The 14,856-nt window shown below is 62.0% G+C and carries 16 protein-coding genes and 1 pseudogene; 5 read left to right on the forward strand and 12 right to left on the reverse strand.

The features are described from left to right. From QMA15_RS09880 to mftA, 8 genes and pseudogenes are all read right to left on the reverse strand, one after another. A pseudogene (locus QMA15_RS09880) lies at nucleotides 1–262 on the reverse strand (HNH endonuclease); the annotation flags it as partial. Nucleotides 263–314: 52 nt separating this feature from the next. After that, complete coding sequence (locus QMA15_RS09885) at nucleotides 315–2,264, reverse strand: mycofactocin system FadH/OYE family oxidoreductase 2 (RefSeq protein WP_290284210.1); 1,950 nt, start codon at nucleotides 2,262–2,264, stop codon at nucleotides 315–317. Further along, nucleotides 2,264–3,091 carry a mycofactocin-coupled SDR family oxidoreductase gene (locus QMA15_RS09890; RefSeq protein ID WP_003941966.1) on the reverse strand — a complete coding sequence of 276 codons (828 nt, stop codon included), beginning with the start codon at nucleotides 3,089–3,091 and terminating at the stop codon, nucleotides 2,264–2,266. The genes QMA15_RS09885 and QMA15_RS09890 overlap by 1 nt, the downstream gene beginning before the upstream one ends. Next, on the reverse strand, nucleotides 3,088–5,019 hold the full coding sequence (locus tag QMA15_RS09895; protein WP_290284212.1) for a mycofactocin system FadH/OYE family oxidoreductase 1: 1,932 nt from the start codon (nucleotides 5,017–5,019) through the stop codon (nucleotides 3,088–3,090). The genes QMA15_RS09890 and QMA15_RS09895 overlap by 4 nt, the downstream gene beginning before the upstream one ends. A gap of 28 nt (nucleotides 5,020–5,047) precedes the next feature. Continuing rightward, nucleotides 5,048–6,226, reverse strand: a complete 1,179-nt coding sequence (mftD, locus tag QMA15_RS09900) for a pre-mycofactocin synthase MftD (protein WP_019744252.1) — start codon at nucleotides 6,224–6,226, stop codon at nucleotides 5,048–5,050. 55 nt (nucleotides 6,227–6,281) lie between these two features. Beyond that, the gene (gene mftC, locus QMA15_RS09905; protein WP_003942089.1) at nucleotides 6,282–7,499 is read right to left on the reverse strand and encodes a mycofactocin radical SAM maturase; all 1,218 of its coding nucleotides are present in this window, start codon (nucleotides 7,497–7,499) and stop codon (nucleotides 6,282–6,284) included. Between the two features lie 76 nt (nucleotides 7,500–7,575). After that, a complete protein-coding gene (gene mftB, locus QMA15_RS09910; protein WP_290284215.1) occupies nucleotides 7,576–7,863 on the reverse strand; it encodes a mycofactocin biosynthesis chaperone MftB in 288 nt (95 codons plus the stop codon). Next, nucleotides 7,848–7,943: a mycofactocin precursor MftA gene (gene mftA / locus QMA15_RS09915; protein ID WP_063836238.1), complete on the reverse strand. Its 96-nt coding sequence runs from the start codon at nucleotides 7,941–7,943 to the stop codon at nucleotides 7,848–7,850. The genes mftB and mftA overlap by 16 nt, the downstream gene beginning before the upstream one ends. 150 nt (nucleotides 7,944–8,093) lie before the next feature. Between mftA and mftR the strand changes: the two genes are divergently transcribed. Both mftR and mftM read left to right on the forward strand, forming a co-directional pair. Then, on the forward strand, nucleotides 8,094–8,693 hold the full coding sequence (mftR, locus tag QMA15_RS09920; RefSeq protein WP_019744253.1) for a mycofactocin system transcriptional regulator: 600 nt from the start codon (nucleotides 8,094–8,096) through the stop codon (nucleotides 8,691–8,693). 28 nt (nucleotides 8,694–8,721) lie between these two features. Beyond that, a complete protein-coding gene (gene mftM / locus QMA15_RS09925; RefSeq protein WP_019744254.1) occupies nucleotides 8,722–9,555 on the forward strand; it encodes a mycofactocin oligosaccharide methyltransferase MftM in 834 nt (277 codons plus the stop codon). A 6-nt stretch (nucleotides 9,556–9,561) separates the two neighbouring features. On the opposite strand, the gene QMA15_RS09930 is transcribed toward mftM, so the two are convergent. After that, on the reverse strand, nucleotides 9,562–9,765 hold the full coding sequence (locus QMA15_RS09930; RefSeq protein WP_007728313.1) for a DUF4287 domain-containing protein: 204 nt from the start codon (nucleotides 9,763–9,765) through the stop codon (nucleotides 9,562–9,564). A 141-nt stretch (nucleotides 9,766–9,906) separates the two neighbouring features. Between QMA15_RS09930 and QMA15_RS09935 the strand changes: the two genes are divergently transcribed. After that, the gene (locus tag QMA15_RS09935) at nucleotides 9,907–10,119 is read left to right on the forward strand and encodes a TOBE domain-containing protein (RefSeq protein ID WP_003942061.1); all 213 of its coding nucleotides are present in this window, start codon (nucleotides 9,907–9,909) and stop codon (nucleotides 10,117–10,119) included. A gap of 16 nt (nucleotides 10,120–10,135) precedes the next feature. Here the strand turns inward: QMA15_RS09935 and QMA15_RS09940 are convergent, their stop codons facing one another. After that, the gene (locus tag QMA15_RS09940) at nucleotides 10,136–10,561 is read right to left on the reverse strand and encodes a DUF6314 family protein (protein ID WP_070796645.1); all 426 of its coding nucleotides are present in this window, start codon (nucleotides 10,559–10,561) and stop codon (nucleotides 10,136–10,138) included. 104 nt (nucleotides 10,562–10,665) lie between these two features. On the opposite strand from QMA15_RS09940, the gene QMA15_RS09945 reads away from it, so the two are divergent. After that, entirely contained in the window at nucleotides 10,666–11,142 is a 477-nt protein-coding gene (locus QMA15_RS09945) for a MaoC/PaaZ C-terminal domain-containing protein (RefSeq protein WP_290284223.1), read from the forward strand. A gap of 233 nt (nucleotides 11,143–11,375) precedes the next feature. Beyond that, nucleotides 11,376–12,164 (forward strand): thioesterase family protein, encoded by a 789-nt coding sequence (locus tag QMA15_RS09950; RefSeq protein ID WP_290284225.1) that lies wholly within the window; start codon nucleotides 11,376–11,378, stop codon nucleotides 12,162–12,164. Between the two features lie 23 nt (nucleotides 12,165–12,187). Here the strand turns inward: QMA15_RS09950 and QMA15_RS09955 are convergent, their stop codons facing one another. Next, complete coding sequence (locus tag QMA15_RS09955; protein ID WP_290284228.1) at nucleotides 12,188–13,858, reverse strand: anibiotic ABC transporter; 1,671 nt, start codon at nucleotides 13,856–13,858, stop codon at nucleotides 12,188–12,190. Then, a complete protein-coding gene (locus tag QMA15_RS09960; protein ID WP_290284230.1) occupies nucleotides 13,855–14,790 on the reverse strand; it encodes an ABC transporter ATP-binding protein in 936 nt (311 codons plus the stop codon). The genes QMA15_RS09955 and QMA15_RS09960 overlap by 4 nt, the downstream gene beginning before the upstream one ends. Between the last annotated feature and the right edge of the window lie 66 nt (nucleotides 14,791–14,856).

Genomic DNA, 14,856 nt, shown 5'->3' on the forward strand with positions numbered 1-14,856 from the left:
ACGCATCGCCCACAACAGGTTCGAGCATCAACAACCGCGCCAACCCGACCAGCAGGCTGCACTCACCGATCTCGAGATTCGTCGAACCATGCAACCACTGAGCGATCGCCCGAAAACCCTTCCCGCCGAGAACCTCCCGGGAAAACATCTCCACAATCAGCAACACCAACCGCGACTGCAACTCGTGTCGGACACGCACCAGATCCAGAACCTCCCCCTTGAGGCCCTCACCATCCAGCTGCCACGCATCCCGACTGTTCATACCGAAAGTTTAATCGAACATACTTTCGAGAACCATAGACAAAACGGACGACTTATATCGCCAACGCAGCCCGATGCCCCTCGATAACCGCTGCGTGCGAACGTCTCGGAGACAAGGCGTCACCGATGCGAAATATCTCGAAAGAACTTCCCTGCAAGGAGTTCCACAACTCGTCGACAGGTTCCTGCGGTGTCGCGAAGACCACCCAGTCGACCGCAACTTCCTCGACCACACCCGTCGGAAGGTGAACCAAGCTCACGGGCGGCGAGGCTCCAGTGCTCACCGAAGTCACCATCAGATCCGTCCGTTGCACGATCGACTTCTCGAACGCCCGGCGGTTCCACCCCTCGAAATCCAGGGTGACGCTCAGATCTTGGGCAACCACCATGCCGTTGGTCGCGATCGTGACAGCGCAACCTCGATCAGCCAGGAATTCAGCCACCGACGTACCTTGATGGAATCCCAACTCGTCGTATACGAGCACCGTTCCGCTCGGCAGAACCCTGCCGTCGAGAACGTCTCGAACACTTACGACACGCTCTGATCCACCCGCCCACGTTGGGCGCACGGGCCGCGCGCCGGTTGCGATCACGACCACGTCGGGCGCCCGTTCCTCCACAATCGCAAGGTCAGCTCCAACACCCAGCTCGATCGTCACACCGCTTCGGCGACACTCCGATTCGAGATTTCGCACGAGGTCGGCGAGCTCACGGCGAACCGATACCACCGAGGCGGTAAGAATCTGTCCGCCAAGTCTTCGTTCACGCTCGAACAGCGTCACCGCATGACCTCGCTGGGCCGCGGTGGCCGCAGCTTGCAGGCCGGCCGGGCCGCCGCCAACTACCACCACCGTGCGGCCCCGTCGCCGCGGCATCGGCAGTGGGACCGATTCCCGACCGGCGCGCGGATTTTCGGTGCACCCCAACCAACGCCCCAGACCCATCCGCCCGACGCATTCCTGGTTGCAGGACAGGCAGGTTCGCACCTGTGACGATTGACCGGCACGCGCCTTGTTCACAAAATCCGGATCGGCGATCTGCCCGCGAACTACGCCCACCAGATCGCATACACCGTCCTCGAGTGCAGCTTCGGCTTGCTCCGGCGTCTTGAAACGGCCGACTCCGACGACTGGAAGATCGATGACCTCCCTGATCGCAGACGGGACAAAGTTGGCGTAGCCGGTGGGTACAGCCATCGATGCTTCGACCAGATGCAGTGTTTCCGTGGCCATTCCGACGGTGGTGTTAATGTAGTCGACGTGACCGTCAGCTTCGATCAGTTGGGCGGTGGTTACCGCGTCGGACAGTTCGATGCCACCCCGCGTTCCTTCGTATCCACTCAGGCGCACACCGAGCACACGATCCGGGCCGATGGCCTTACGCAGTACCCCGAGCACTTCGAGAAGGAAACGCGCACGATTCGCCACGCCCCCGCCGTAGCGATCGGTGCGCAGGTTGGTCGAGGGTGCGAGAAACGCGCGCACGATGGACGACTGCGACGCCTGCAATTCCACCCCGTCGAAGCCACCGGCGACGCAGTTGCGCGCAACAAGGGCGAACCCTGCGAGAATCTCGGCGATGTCCGCGTCGTCGACAGCTTTGGGCACCTCGCGGAACAACGGATCCGCAACGGCGCTCGGCGCCAACAGCGGCGATCGCGAATAGGTTCCAGCGCCCTGACCCCCATTGTGGTTGATCTGCCCGAGAATCGACGAACCATGTGCATGAACGGCGTCGGTGATCCGCCGGTATCCCTCGATCGCTTCCGGCCGATAGCCCGCAATCATCTTCTCGTACGGTCGATCCGAAGGATGCGTCGAGTGCTCCTCGGTGATGATCAGACCCGCACCGCCGCGTGCCCGCGCCTCGTAGTAGCTCGCGTGCTGCTCCGTCGGCAACCCGTTCTCCGCGTAATTGGTCAGGTGTGCGGAGAACACGACCCGATTGCGGAGTGTCAGGTTGCCCAGGCGCAGTGGCGCGAAGAGGCGCGGGTACGGCGTCATCAGACCTTGGAGTTTCCTTGATCGAGAGCGATATGACTTGCCGTGACGGTGCGTGAACCGTCACCCGCGAGCCACAGAACGGTATCGGCGATCTCGTCGGGTTCGGCGAACGCGATGTCCGAGAGGATCGGAGTGAAGTTGGGAAGGTACTGCGGAAACTTTGCAAATACCTCGAGCGCGCCCTGGTCGACCCCCATCGGCGTATTTACTCCGTAAGGGTGGATCGAGTTGACCCTGATCTTGTACTCCCCCAGTTCCTTTGCCGCGGCCTGCGTCAGACCGACGAGACCGAACTTGGCGCTCGCGTAGTGCGCCTGTCCGGGCAGCGCCTTGAGTCCGGCCACCGAACTGACCACGATGATCGATCCACCGCGCCCACCTTCGATGATCGCCGGCACCGATGCCTTGAGGGTTTTCCAGACTCCGGTCAGGTTGATGTCGATCAGGGTTTCCCACTGCTCGTCCGACATTTCCCAGAATCGATTCCAGTTACAGACCCCGGCATTGGCGACCACGATGTCGAGGCGTCCGAACTGCTCGACACCGTCCTTGACCACCGCGGTGAGCGCTGCGCCGTCACGGACATCTACCTCGCGGGCGAGGATCTTCCCACCCTCCGCTTCGACCAGACGTATCGTCTCGGCAAAGTCCTCGGAAGTTGCTGCGTCGTAAGAATTGTCCGACGCCACCGACGCGCACACGTCGACTGCGATGATCGCTGCTCCCTCGCGCGCCATCTTGACCGCGTGCGCACGTCCTTGACCGCGCGCTGCGCCGGTGATGAAAGCAACGCGACCTTCGAGCGAACGAACTGAACCCTGTGTCATGAGATAGCCCTCTCTGCAGAATTGAAACTCGTTCTAGTAGTAAACCCTGCAAAGCGCCCTTCGCGGATGGATTCGAGAACAGTTCTCGGGGCAACCGAGTCACCCACCTGGATGTCGGCCGCTTCCTTCAGCGTTTCGTTCGGCAGACGGGGCGAGCAGTCGATCACCACTTCACACTCGAGCTGTGACCGCTCGCCGGTATGAACGTGCTCGACGCAGACGGCCCCTGAGGCGATTTCGATGACACGGGACGCGAGCACCCTGGTGACCCCGGCCTGCTGGATGCGCGTGTTGGCGCCGACCAGATCCCCACTCGCACCGAGCCTCGAACCGACGATGCTGTCCGGGGTCACAATCGAGACGGAGACGCCCTGGGCCGCGAGTGCTTCTGCGAGCGCCACCGCGATCGGTCCACCGAGCGGATCGATCAGCGCGACCGGACCCGGCCCCACGGTGGTCAACTTCTCGAAAGCTTCCGACGCATCCAACCACCGAACCGAATCGTCGACCGGATACGTCGGCGGCCGCGCAGCGCTACCGGTGGCAAAAACAATCAGCTCGCCCCGACTACGTGCGTCACTCAGGTCCTGCGCCTCGACCGCCGCCCCGGTCCGCATCGTCACGCCGCTACGACGGCATTCGTCCTCGAGCCACTGTGCGAGGAGTGTGAACCGGCTGCGGCCGTCACCTCGCGCAAAAGTTCGGATCATGCCGCCGAACTGCGATGAACTCTCGACGAGTGTGACCGAGTGCCCCGCCACCGCCGAGATCCGCGCGGCTTCCATCCCGGCGGGGCCACCCCCCACGACCAGCACGGCTCCCGGTGTCGAAATCTGCTCTCGCTCATCGGGGTCCACCGTCTCGAAACCCGCGCTCGGATTCCCGACGCACGTCACGACCGGGTTGCGAGGATCACGCACGAGGCACGTCTGATTGCAAAGCACACACGGGCGTGGACGATCGCCGCGCGCGGCTTTCACGACCAGGTCCGGGTCCGCGATCTGGGCCCTGGTCATCTCGACGAACTCGGCCACTTCCAGCGCTGCACGAGCGTCGGCGATGTCCACGACGCTCCCCTGCACGACAACCGGAATCGAAACCGCGGCCTTGATCTCACGGCACAGATCGAGGTTGAAGTTCGGCGGGCAGTGAAAGTCGGGTCGGTACCCCTCTGACGAATAGAGTCCGCCACGAACGACGACAAGGAGATCGAGTAGTGGCGACAGATCGCGTGCAAAACCGGCGGCGAGATCGGGTGTCAGTCCCGCCCATGGTGCTTCCTCGTCGCAGGACAACCGCAGGGAGACAACGTGGTCCGACCCGACTTCCTCGCGCACTGCCGAGATGATCTCGCGAACAAGGGCAACGCGATCAGTGCCGTATCGGTCTTGCCGAGTGTTGGTCAGACCCGAAAGGAACTGCCGCAGAATGCTTCGAGGACCGGCATCGAGTTCCACTCCGTCCATTCCCGAAGCGATGGCCATTGCCGACGCTTCACGAAAGCCGGCCATCAACTGGTCGATTTCCGGCTGCCCCATTGCCATCGGCAACTCACGCGTCACCGGGTCGGCCACTCTTGACGGTCCCCACAGCACCGATTGGGAGTATGCGCTCGATCCCTGCATGCCGGTATGACCGAGCCCGGCAAGAACCAGCGTTCCGTACGGAGCACATGCGGCCGCGATCGACTGCCACCCCGGGCCGCACTCCGACGCCAGCGGTGCACGCTCGTACGGCCAGTCGTTCTCCAATACCGAGGCCACTTCGGTGACGACGATTCCGGCTCCACCCTCGGCGCGGCGCTGGTAGTACGCACGGTGCCGATCGGAAAGTGATCTTCCCACAGCAAGATTGGTCTCATGCGGACCGAAAACAACCCTGGACCGGACGAAGCGTCCGGCCAGGGTTGTGTGTTCGTCGAGTGTCAACTCACAGCTCTATATCGGAACCGCAATCTCAGCTGGCGCCCAGTGAGCGTGTGAAGCCATCCGGGATCACCAGGTCTGCCGGGCTCAGTTCCGTGATGGACGAGTGGCCAAGGCCCATCAGCCCCGAGTCGATGCCCATCCGCATCAGGTCGAGCACGTTCTCGACACCGGCCTGGCCGTTTGCCGAGAGACCCCACAGGTAGGCGCGCCCGAGCATGACGGCCTTGGCTCCGAGTGCTAGCGCCTTGACGACGTCGCCGCCGCGTCGAATGCCGCCGTCGAGAACAACTTCCACCTGATCGCCCACGGCCTCGGCAATGCCCGGGAGCACGCGGATCGGCGCCGGGGTGCCGTCGAGGTTGTTACCACCGTGGTTGGAGACCGAGATAGCGGAGACACCGGCGTCGACAGCTCGCTTGGCGTCGTCGATGCGCATGATGCCCTTGAGCATGAACGGTCCACCCCACTGCTCACGAAGCCAGGCGATGTCTTCCCAAGTCGGAAGCGGGGTCTGCATCCACTCGCCGTACGCGCCGAAGAACGTCGGTGCCGGCTGGCCGGGAGCCGCGAGGTTGGGTGTTGTCAGGTCGGGGATCTTGCCGGTCTTGGCGAACTCCAGCAACCACTTCGGGCGCATGATGCCCTCGGGAGCGAACTGGAACATCGCCTTGAGGTCCATCTTTTCGGGGATGGACGGGCTGCCCCAGTCGCGACCGTACGAGAAGGACCAGTCGGTGGTGATGATCAGGCCCTTGGCACCGGCAGCGCGAGCGCGCTCCATACGCTGCAGGAGCACGTCGCGGCTGCCGACCCAATACATCTGGAAGAAGACCTGCGGATTGGCCGCGGCAACTTCTTCGATGGACTTGCTGGCGAAAGAACTCAGTCCGATGGCTGTTCCCCGTGCTGCAGCCGCACGAGCTACCGCTACCTCACCGTCGGGGTGCACTGCCTGCACACCTGTCGGTGAAATCATGACGGGCAACGAAATGTCCTGGCCCATAATGGTGGTGGACATCTCGCGCTTGTCCGACAGTCCCGCAGCGTGAGGAGCGAAACCCAGTTCGCTGAATGCCGCGACGTTGTCGTCGACCGTCAGCCCTTTCTCGGATCCCGCCACCAACGCCGCGTACACGGACTTGGGCAACCTCTTCTTCGCACGGCGCTGTGCTTCTGCCACCGTCTCGAAGAAAGCATTCTTAGCCATTGAACTGACCTCTCTGGGGTGCAGCTTTCGCCGCACTGTCGGTATCGCGCAGTAGTTACTGCATTCCCGCAAGCGGGTTTTCGTCACAAATCTTGGCGGGCGGACGCATCATCAGTGTCAGTGGCACCGATGCACGTGGGGTCTTACGTTGACCGGAACGGGAGTGATCGACGCTGGACTTCGGGACCTCTCCCGCCGACGCCAATGCCATTTCACCGTTACCGATGACGCATTCGGGGTCAGGTCCGTCCATCGGCAGTCCGGTGAAGAACTTGGCTGCCATGCAGCCACCCCGGCAGGAGTCGTAGTGATTGCACTTGCTGCAGGCGCCACCGGTCTGCGGCGAGCGAAGCTCCTCGAACAGGTCCGAGTGCTGCCAGACTTCCTGGAATCCACCGTCTTTCACGATGTTTCCGGCGAGGAACTGCTCGTGAATCGCGAACGGGCATGCGTACACGTCACCGACCGGGTCGATCAGGCACACGACGCGGCCCGCGCCACAGAGATTGAGACCGGGCAGTGCGTCGCCGAACGCGGAGAGGTGGAAGAACGAGTCGCCCGTCAGGACGCCTTCACCATTGGCCACCAACCAGTTGTAGAGCTCACGCTGCTGCTCGGGGCGTGGGTGCAGGTCGTCCCACACGTCGGCGCCGCGGCCCGAAGGGCGCAGTCGAGTGATGCGCAGGGTCGCGTCGTACTTGTCCGCGAGAGCCTTGAACTCGTCGAGCTGACTGACGTTGTGCCGCGTGACGACCACCGAAATCTTGGCGTCCTTGAAGCCGGCTTCCTTCAGGTTCGCGAGAGCCCGCTCGGCCATTGCGAACGAACCAGGCCCGCGCACAGCGTCATTGACCTCAGCGGTGGCACCGTCGATGGAAATCTGCACGTCGACGTAGTCACTGGCCGCAAGCCGTGCCGCGACCTTCTTGTCGATCTTCACGCCGTTGGTGGAGAACTTCACGCCAACCTGGTGGTCCGTTGCGTAATCGACGAGCTCCCAGAAGTCGGAGCGTACCGTCGGCTCGCCGCCACCGATGTTGACGTAGAAGACCTGCATACGTTGCAGCTCGTCGATGATGGACTTGCACTGTTCGGTGCTCAGCTCGTTGGGGTCACGGCGACCCGACGACGAGAGGCAGTGCACGCAGGACAGGTTGCAGGCGTAGGTGAGTTCCCACGTCAGGCAGATGGGGGCGTCGAGTCCGAGTTCGAACTGATCGACGAGGCGACCCACCTTGGCGGGCGGAGAGGGCTGTTCAAGAACTGAGGTCATGGCTGTGTCCTCGCGAAGAAATGAAGCGGGCGAACGTGCAGAAGGGCTGTTCCGCACGTGGGGGCGAGCGTCTGGCTCAGACAGGCACGATCATGTGCGAATCGGCGAGAGTGCTCAGCGCGCAGGCATATTGGGGAGCCGCGTCATCTTCGATGCCTTGCGCACGTAGTGCGGACCTGACATCAGGATGGTCTGGCAACGCCTTGACCACCGCAACGATGGTCGTGTTCTTCAGGAACGACAGCTTGCGCGTTCCGAAGTGGTAGAGCAACGCCCCGAAAGGTTCGGGGCGAAGCGCTACCTGCGGGTGGAGTTTCCACCCCGCATCGAGATCCAAAGCAGACACGGTCAGTACACGCCGCACATGCCGTCGATGGAAACTTCCTCAACGAGGGACTCCTCGACGAGGTCGTTCTCGAGCGCCTTGTTGTCACGATCTGACATGGATTCCTCCTGCGGTCGCACTCCGTCTGGAAGTCTGTAGATCAGACTTCCAACCTGGGAGTTGGTGGTCACTAGTGGGACTTCACTGTGACTCGGTTCACCACTGTAATGGCATCGAGTGCAGAATGACACACATGGAGCGAAAAAAGTATGCGTAGCCGCAAGAAACCGTCCGCTCGGATAGGTCGTCGCCCCTCCACAACGAGGGAGGGAATCAGCACGATCGGCATCGAACTGTTCTCCACCGTCGGCTTCAACGAGGTGAGCGTCGACCAGATAGCCGACGCCGCCGGCATCGCGCGTCGGACTTTCTTTCGCTACTTTCCGTCCAAGAACGCCGTCCCCTGGGGCGACTTCGACGGACATCTCGACGAGATGCGCGAGCACCTGGATTCACTGCCCGCTGACATACCGTTGGTCGACGCACTCGAATCCGCATTGTTGACGTTCAACACCTTCCCACCGGAAGAGACTGCGGTACATCGCAAACGGATGGAATTGATCCTCGAAGTTCCGACGCTTCAGGCATACTCTGTGGTGATGTACGAAGGTTGGCGGCAGGTGGTCGCCGACTACGTCGCACGCCGAATGAATCTCGAGCCGACCGATCACGGCCCACGCACGGTCGGCTATCTTCTGCTCGGGGTCGCCATGTCGGCGTACGAACAGTGGCTCACCGACGATTCACTCGAGCTACCGGAACTCTTGAAAACAGGCACGCAGTCCTTGCGGACCGGCATCACCACCTGAGAAGCATCACCACCTGAGAAAGGCGATCATGTCCACCATCACGAACGAACCGGTCCTGGATTCACTGGCACCGTCGACGCCGGGCTTGTGGTCGTTCGGGCATGTCACCGTCGAACGTGTCGATTCCGGTCCGATCTCGCTCGATCGTCGAGGCGGCCGACTCCACGTCAGGCACTCCCTCACTCCCGCCGATCTGAGCGAGCGACTCGTGGCCGGAGTCACCTCGTCGATCCAGGACGCGGAGTTCGGTCAGGACGAATTCGAGTTGACGATGGTCGGACTGGTTCGGTCCACCGTGGACGGCGCTCTCGAATCCTGGACCACCTACTACCGGAACTCCCTTGCCGAACTACTGGACGGCACTGCAGATTTCGCGCCGATTCACGACAAAGCCGAAGAACTGGTTCGCGGTTCCGTACTCGATCTGGGTTCCTGCTTCGGTTTCCTGCCCCTGCGGCTCGCGCGTGCCGGAATGGACGTGACCGCCACGGACATCCTGCCCGGAACGATGATCCTGCTCGACGCGGTAGCCCCCGAACTCGGCATCACGATCGACACGGTGATCTGCGACGCGGGTGAAGTACCGGCACCGGACAACAGCGCCGACACCGTCACCGCAATTCATCTCCTCGAGCACGTCGACGACTCGGTCGGCGAAGCCGTGATCGCGCAGGCACTCCGAATCGCACGTCAACGGGTCGTCATAGCCGTCCCCTTCGAAGACGAAGCCACCGCGTGCCACGGCCACATCCGTACCTTCGATCTCGAGTCACTGCGTGCGGTCGGCCGGCAGACCGGTGTGCCGTTCGAGGTATTCGAGCATCACGGCGGCTGGTTGGTGCTGGACGCATCGGCCGCCTGAAAAGAACTAACCTTCTTTCAGCGTATGGGCGACAAGTGCATTCGCGTGCCCATGCCCCATCCCGTGCTCCGACTTCAACCAATTCACCAATTCCATGTGCTTGGTGAGGTCTGAGCTTCTGATCAGCTCTTGCCACTCACCGATCGGCCGACCGTATTTCTTCTCGATCGACGGAAAATACGACGCCGGGCCTTTCACGGGTTCAGTCATGACCGGAATCTACCTCCACCGCCCGACAATATTCGCGCACCTGCGGTGCCCGCATGTCCGCACCTGCGGAATCGCTGGGTAGATACGCGACCATCGGATTATGGTCGAAGTACACCCACCCCAGAGCACAGGAGTTCAGCAATGCGACTGTCCACACGAAATCAACTCACCGGCACCATCACCGAGGTCAACCTCGGCACCGTCATGGCAACGGTCAAGGTGAAATTGGACGGCGGCAACCAGATCGTGACTTCGTCGATCACCCGCGACGCCGCACTGGATCTCGACCTCGAACCAGGCCAAGCTGCAACGGTATTCGTGAAGTCCACCGAGGTGACGATCGGCGTCGAATAACTGGTGATCGCTGCGATCAGGGCCGGGTGAGATGCGTGGTCATCGTGTAGTTCTTGCTCGGCCCCGTCACGGTCCAGACGACCGCCCAAGCCGAACCATCTACTGCAGTGACGTCGATTCGCCCGCGGTAGGTGTCCGCACCACACAGGTGCTCGACTTCCTCCCCCGGTGCCCAGTCGTGGAACTCTCTGCCGTCTTCGAATGTCACGGCCCATTCGAGGCCGCGCTCTGCAATGAACAGAGTCCGGAACACTGGCAATTCCAGATCGCCGTCACGCAGAGTGCCACTCTCGTACCAGCGCATCCGACCGTCACCGGCGTCGGAGATAGTGGTCTCGCCGAAGACATGCTTGGTGGAACCGGAAAGGCGGTCGACGATGTCGCGCTCGAAGTGCCACGTTCCTGCCAGCGCCCTCGGCTCGATCTTCGCGTCGTCAACCATGTGACGATTCTAGTGACCCTGGACAAGGACTTGCGAAGGAGCCGAACGCACTGCGGGGAGTATGTTCCGAGTACATCCGGAACACGCAGGAGATTCACACAGACATGAACGATTCGGCCGCCCTTCACCAACGCACAGTGTTCGCAGAAGACCTCGAGATCGGCCAAGTGATCCCATTGGGCTCGTATTCGGTGACCGAAAAGGAGATCGTCGAGTTCGCAACCCAGTGGGATCCCCAGTGGTTTCACATCGACAAGGAAGCCGCCGGGTCCGGGGTCTTCGGCGGGTTGATCGCCAGCGGGTTGCACACCCTGTCGATCTGCCAGAAGTTGGTGGTCGCCAGTCTCTACGACCAGTGGAACGTGATCGCCGGAAAGACCATGCGCGACGTGAGCTTCCTACGTCCACTTCGCCCCGGTGACACCCTGAGCGGAAAGGTCACCGTCGACAACGTCGTGTTCGACAATCGAGCGCGGGGATTGGTCACCATCACAGCGAAATTGGTCGATGCACACGGCAATCGCGTTCTCGACGTGGTCACTGACGCCTACCTGCACTGTCGCCCGACTCGCGGACAGTGAATTATCGGTAAATTCCGCGCCGCATTGTCTGAATTGCCGTACTTTCAGTGACGTTGCGACGCAACAGTACCCATCCCCGCAAACAGGAGTTCCTCACACATGAGCAGCCTCGGCGAGATCAATCCTCTCGGCATTCTTCAGATCCTCATCTACATGCTCTTCGGTGGGTCGTCCAGCACTCCCGAGTAGACCCTAGCTTGCCATAGCCATAGTCAGCATCTAGGGTGCTGACTATGGCAATTAATAGTCAGGCGTCCGCGACGGTAGCGCCGTCGACCGACGCAGCGTGTCATCACACCGAATTCGACTCCAGCTGGCGGAGTTTCGACGGCATTCAGGGCGGACTCGCCGTTGCACGGATGCTGCGAGTGGCCGCAGACGCGTCCGGAGCCGAACCTCTGGCAGTCACGGCGCACCTGGACCGCCCCGTCCCTCCGGGGCCGGCCGAGCTGACTGTCGACGATATGCGGGGCGGGCGGACCGTCAGTTGCCACGTCACGCTGACCGGTTCGGGATCCGCTCTCGTTCGGCTAGCCCGCGACACAGGAGGCACAACGATGTCCGCCCCTGTCGCCGAACCGACTCCGGCCGACCCGTCAACCCTGCCGCCGCTGGAGATCCCGGTGGATTTTGTGCCGTTCTCCCAGCACCTCGACATCCGGCCGATCAATTCCGCGAGGCCGTTCGCCGGTGGCGATTCCCCGGAATTCGACGTCTGGATCCGATTGCTCACAGACCTCGATTTCACGGCCCAAGAGCGCGCCGCGGTCCTTCTCGACGCGCTTCCGCCCGGATTGTTCGCAACACTGACGATGCCCGTGGCTATACCCACTATCGAGTTCACCGCGCATTTCACACCGGAGCACCTCACGGCAGATCCCCGAACACTGTCACCGTGGTATCGCCTACGCCACGGGACCGCCTGGGCGACAGACACTCTCTGTGTTGACGAATCCGAACTATTCGACTCGACCGGACGGCTCGCCGCTCGGGCTCGCCAGCTTCGTCGAATTCTGGGTTGAACTCCCAATTGAGTTCAGCCCTACTACCCCTGGAGGTCGCGACGACGGAACGCAACAAGCGATGCTGTCGAAAGCACTACTGCCACAACGATCATTGCCAGCAGCGGTAGAACTGTCACTGGCTCGGCGGGGGCACCCGGCACGTGGGTGAAGGGTGACAGATCCAGCACTAACTGTGGAAGCTTCAGCAACGTTCCGAGTTGCCCGAGCACGATGCATGCCGCCAAGATTCCCCAGGAGAGCGCCGACGCGTAGGTCGGAAACAGTCCGAAAGCCAACGACACCAACCCCACGACTACAAGCACCGCGGGTAGATAGGCCAAGGCGGCGCCAGTCATCCGGAGTGTGTTGCCGCCGACGTCGTCCGTGACGAGCCCGAAGGCAAATCCGGTGAAGGCACCCATCAAGACGTGCGCGAGGATCACCCCACCCACAACCACACCCAGGTGGGAAAGCATCCACCTCCACCGCGACAAAGAGGTTGCCAGCAACGGTTCGAGCCGTCCCGATGTTTCCTCACCCCGCATCCGGAGAAGACTCTGGACCGAATATGCCGCGATGACAATCGAGGTGAGACCGAGCGCAGTGGCCAAGTACGAATCCACCAGATCCGTACCGCCGCCACCAAGTTTCTCGAACATCTCCGCGGTCTGCTGCGACGATCCCACCATCGCGTCGATCTCGTTGCCCACAGCGCCGTAGGCGAACCCGAGAATGACAACGGCAAAGATCCACCAGAACATCGTCATTCGCTGCATGCGCCACGCCAGGCCCCAAGCCGACGGCAACCACGATGCTGCGGTCGGCGGGCCGGGCCGGGGCTGCACGAGCCCCGCTCCCTGATCGCGATGGCCGATGAGAACAAACGCCACCACCACGTGCACAACCGCAAATCCGATCAGCAACAGCAGGATCCACCAGGCGTCGTCGTCGAAAGGTCTGATCTGTTGCGCCCATCCGATCGGCGAAAGCCACGACAACCAACCGCTCACCACGCGAGTTCCGTCGTCGACGACCGTACTGTTCACGTCGCCGATCGCGCGCAGCATGAAGGCAACACCGATCGCGGCACCCGCCAGACCGTTGGCCGTACGAGCACCGTCGGTGATCTGCGCAGTCACCGCCGCCACACCGGCAAACGCGATTCCGGTCCCACCTATCGAAGCACCCAACGCGAGCGAACCAACGACAGGCAAACCGACGGCGATCGATCCCAGGGCAATTCCCAGTGTCAGAACCACGTTCGCACCGACCGTGACAATCAGTGCGGAGGTCAGAAGCGCTCGCCGACCCACCACCGCAGCACCGATCATCTCGGCACGGCCGGTCTCCTCGTTCTGTCGTGTATGCCGAACCACCGCAAGGGTGCTCATCAATGCCGCCACCAACGCGAACACGAGCACCGACTGACTGGCGACTATCGCGCCCTGCGAATCGCCGGACACGATTCCGTTGGTCGCCAGCGCCACCGGCGATACCGCGGAACTGACTGCGATGTTTCGCAATTCCTCGGGGGTCGAGTACAGCCCGGTCACACTGGCGACGACGAGCAGCATGAACAGGACGATCGAGATGACCCACACGGAAAGCTGAATTCGGTCCCGTCGCAAAGCCAACCGGACCAGTCGGCGCGTGCCGGTGAATTGACTTGCCGAGGCCGGTACCGGTGGAGCGGCCTCGACAACAACGGTCATGGCCGTACACCGGTCTCGGCTCGCAGGTGGACCGAAGTCTCCCTGGCGCGCTCGTCACCGTAATGACGCAAGAAGAGTTCTTCGAGTGTCGGCGGAGTGGAAGTGAGCGCCACGATTCCGAATCCGACCAAGTACGTCATGAGTGGTCCGAGTTGCGCGCTGTCAACTTCGCAGGTGACGTGGTTATCGTCGATCACCGCGTCGTGGACACCGCCGAGCCCGTCGAGTCCGCCGATCTGGCGCTGTGTCTCCGCCGAGATGGACGTGCGCGTGAGATGCCTGAGTTCGGACAGCGTTCCCTCTTCCACCGTCCGCCCGTCGCGGATGATGCTCACGCGATCGCACAGCGCTTCGACCTCGGCGAGGATATGGCTCGACAGCAGGACCGTCTTTCCGGCGTGAGCCACCTCCTCGACGCAGTCCTGAAACACCGCTTCCATCAACGGGTCGAGCCCCGATGTCGGTTCGTCGAGTACGTAAAGGTCGACGTCGGACGAAAACGCCGCCACGAGTGCAACCTTCTGCCGATTACCTTTCGAGTACGTCCGCGCCTTCTTGGTCGGGTCAAGTTCGAAGCGATCGAGCAACTCGCTGCGGCGTTTTCGGTCCAAGCCACCGCGCAGACCCGCCAACAGATCGATAGCCTCCCCGCCGGTGAGGTTGGGCCACAGATTCACGTCGCCAGGCACGTAAGCGAGACGTCGATGCAAGGTAACAGCGTCTCGCCACGGATCGCCGCCGAGAACAGTTGCGTCTCCGGAGTCCGAGCGGAGCAGGCCGAGGAGCACCCGAATAGTGGTCGACTTTCCAGAGCCGTTCGGTCCCAGGAATCCGTGCACTTCACCTGCTGAGACTTCGAGGTCGAGGCCGTCCAGCGCGCGGGTGGTACCGAAGGTCTTGACGAGGCTTTTCACTGAAATTGCCGCACCCATGAATTTGACCGTACGCCGATTTCACAAATGTGTGAAGATAGAAAAGAAGAAAGATCGAAGGGTTCC

The sequence above is a fragment of the Rhodococcus sp. APC 3903 genome, from assembly GCF_030407755.1.
Lineage (GTDB): Bacteria > Actinomycetota > Actinomycetes > Mycobacteriales > Mycobacteriaceae > Rhodococcus_F > Rhodococcus_F erythropolis.

Coding starts and splice junctions, on each gene's coding strand:
- QMA15_RS09935 (WP_003942061.1), top strand. CDS start 9,907: ATGCGACTGTCCACACGAAATCAACTCACCGGCACCATCACCGAGGTC.
- mftR (WP_019744253.1), top strand. CDS start 8,094: ATGCGTAGCCGCAAGAAACCGTCCGCTCGGATAGGTCGTCGCCCCTCC.
- mftD (WP_019744252.1), bottom strand. CDS start 6,226: ATGGCTAAGAATGCTTTCTTCGAGACGGTGGCAGAAGCACAGCGCCGT.
- mftM (WP_019744254.1), top strand. CDS start 8,722: ATGTCCACCATCACGAACGAACCGGTCCTGGATTCACTGGCACCGTCG.
- QMA15_RS09890 (WP_003941966.1), bottom strand. CDS start 3,091: ATGACACAGGGTTCAGTTCGTTCGCTCGAAGGTCGCGTTGCTTTCATC.
- QMA15_RS09885 (WP_290284210.1), bottom strand. CDS start 2,264: ATGACGCCGTACCCGCGCCTCTTCGCGCCACTGCGCCTGGGCAACCTG.
- mftA (WP_063836238.1), bottom strand. CDS start 7,943: ATGTCAGATCGTGACAACAAGGCGCTCGAGAACGACCTCGTCGAGGAG.
- QMA15_RS09955 (WP_290284228.1), bottom strand. CDS start 13,858: ATGACCGTTGTTGTCGAGGCCGCTCCACCGGTACCGGCCTCGGCAAGT.
- QMA15_RS09945 (WP_290284223.1), top strand. CDS start 10,666: ATGAACGATTCGGCCGCCCTTCACCAACGCACAGTGTTCGCAGAAGAC.
- QMA15_RS09960 (WP_290284230.1), bottom strand. CDS start 14,790: ATGGGTGCGGCAATTTCAGTGAAAAGCCTCGTCAAGACCTTCGGTACC.
- QMA15_RS09930 (WP_007728313.1), bottom strand. CDS start 9,765: ATGACTGAACCCGTGAAAGGCCCGGCGTCGTATTTTCCGTCGATCGAG.
- mftC (WP_003942089.1), bottom strand. CDS start 7,499: ATGACCTCAGTTCTTGAACAGCCCTCTCCGCCCGCCAAGGTGGGTCGC.
- QMA15_RS09940 (WP_070796645.1), bottom strand. CDS start 10,561: ATGGTTGACGACGCGAAGATCGAGCCGAGGGCGCTGGCAGGAACGTGG.
- QMA15_RS09950 (WP_290284225.1), top strand. CDS start 11,376: ATGGCAATTAATAGTCAGGCGTCCGCGACGGTAGCGCCGTCGACCGAC.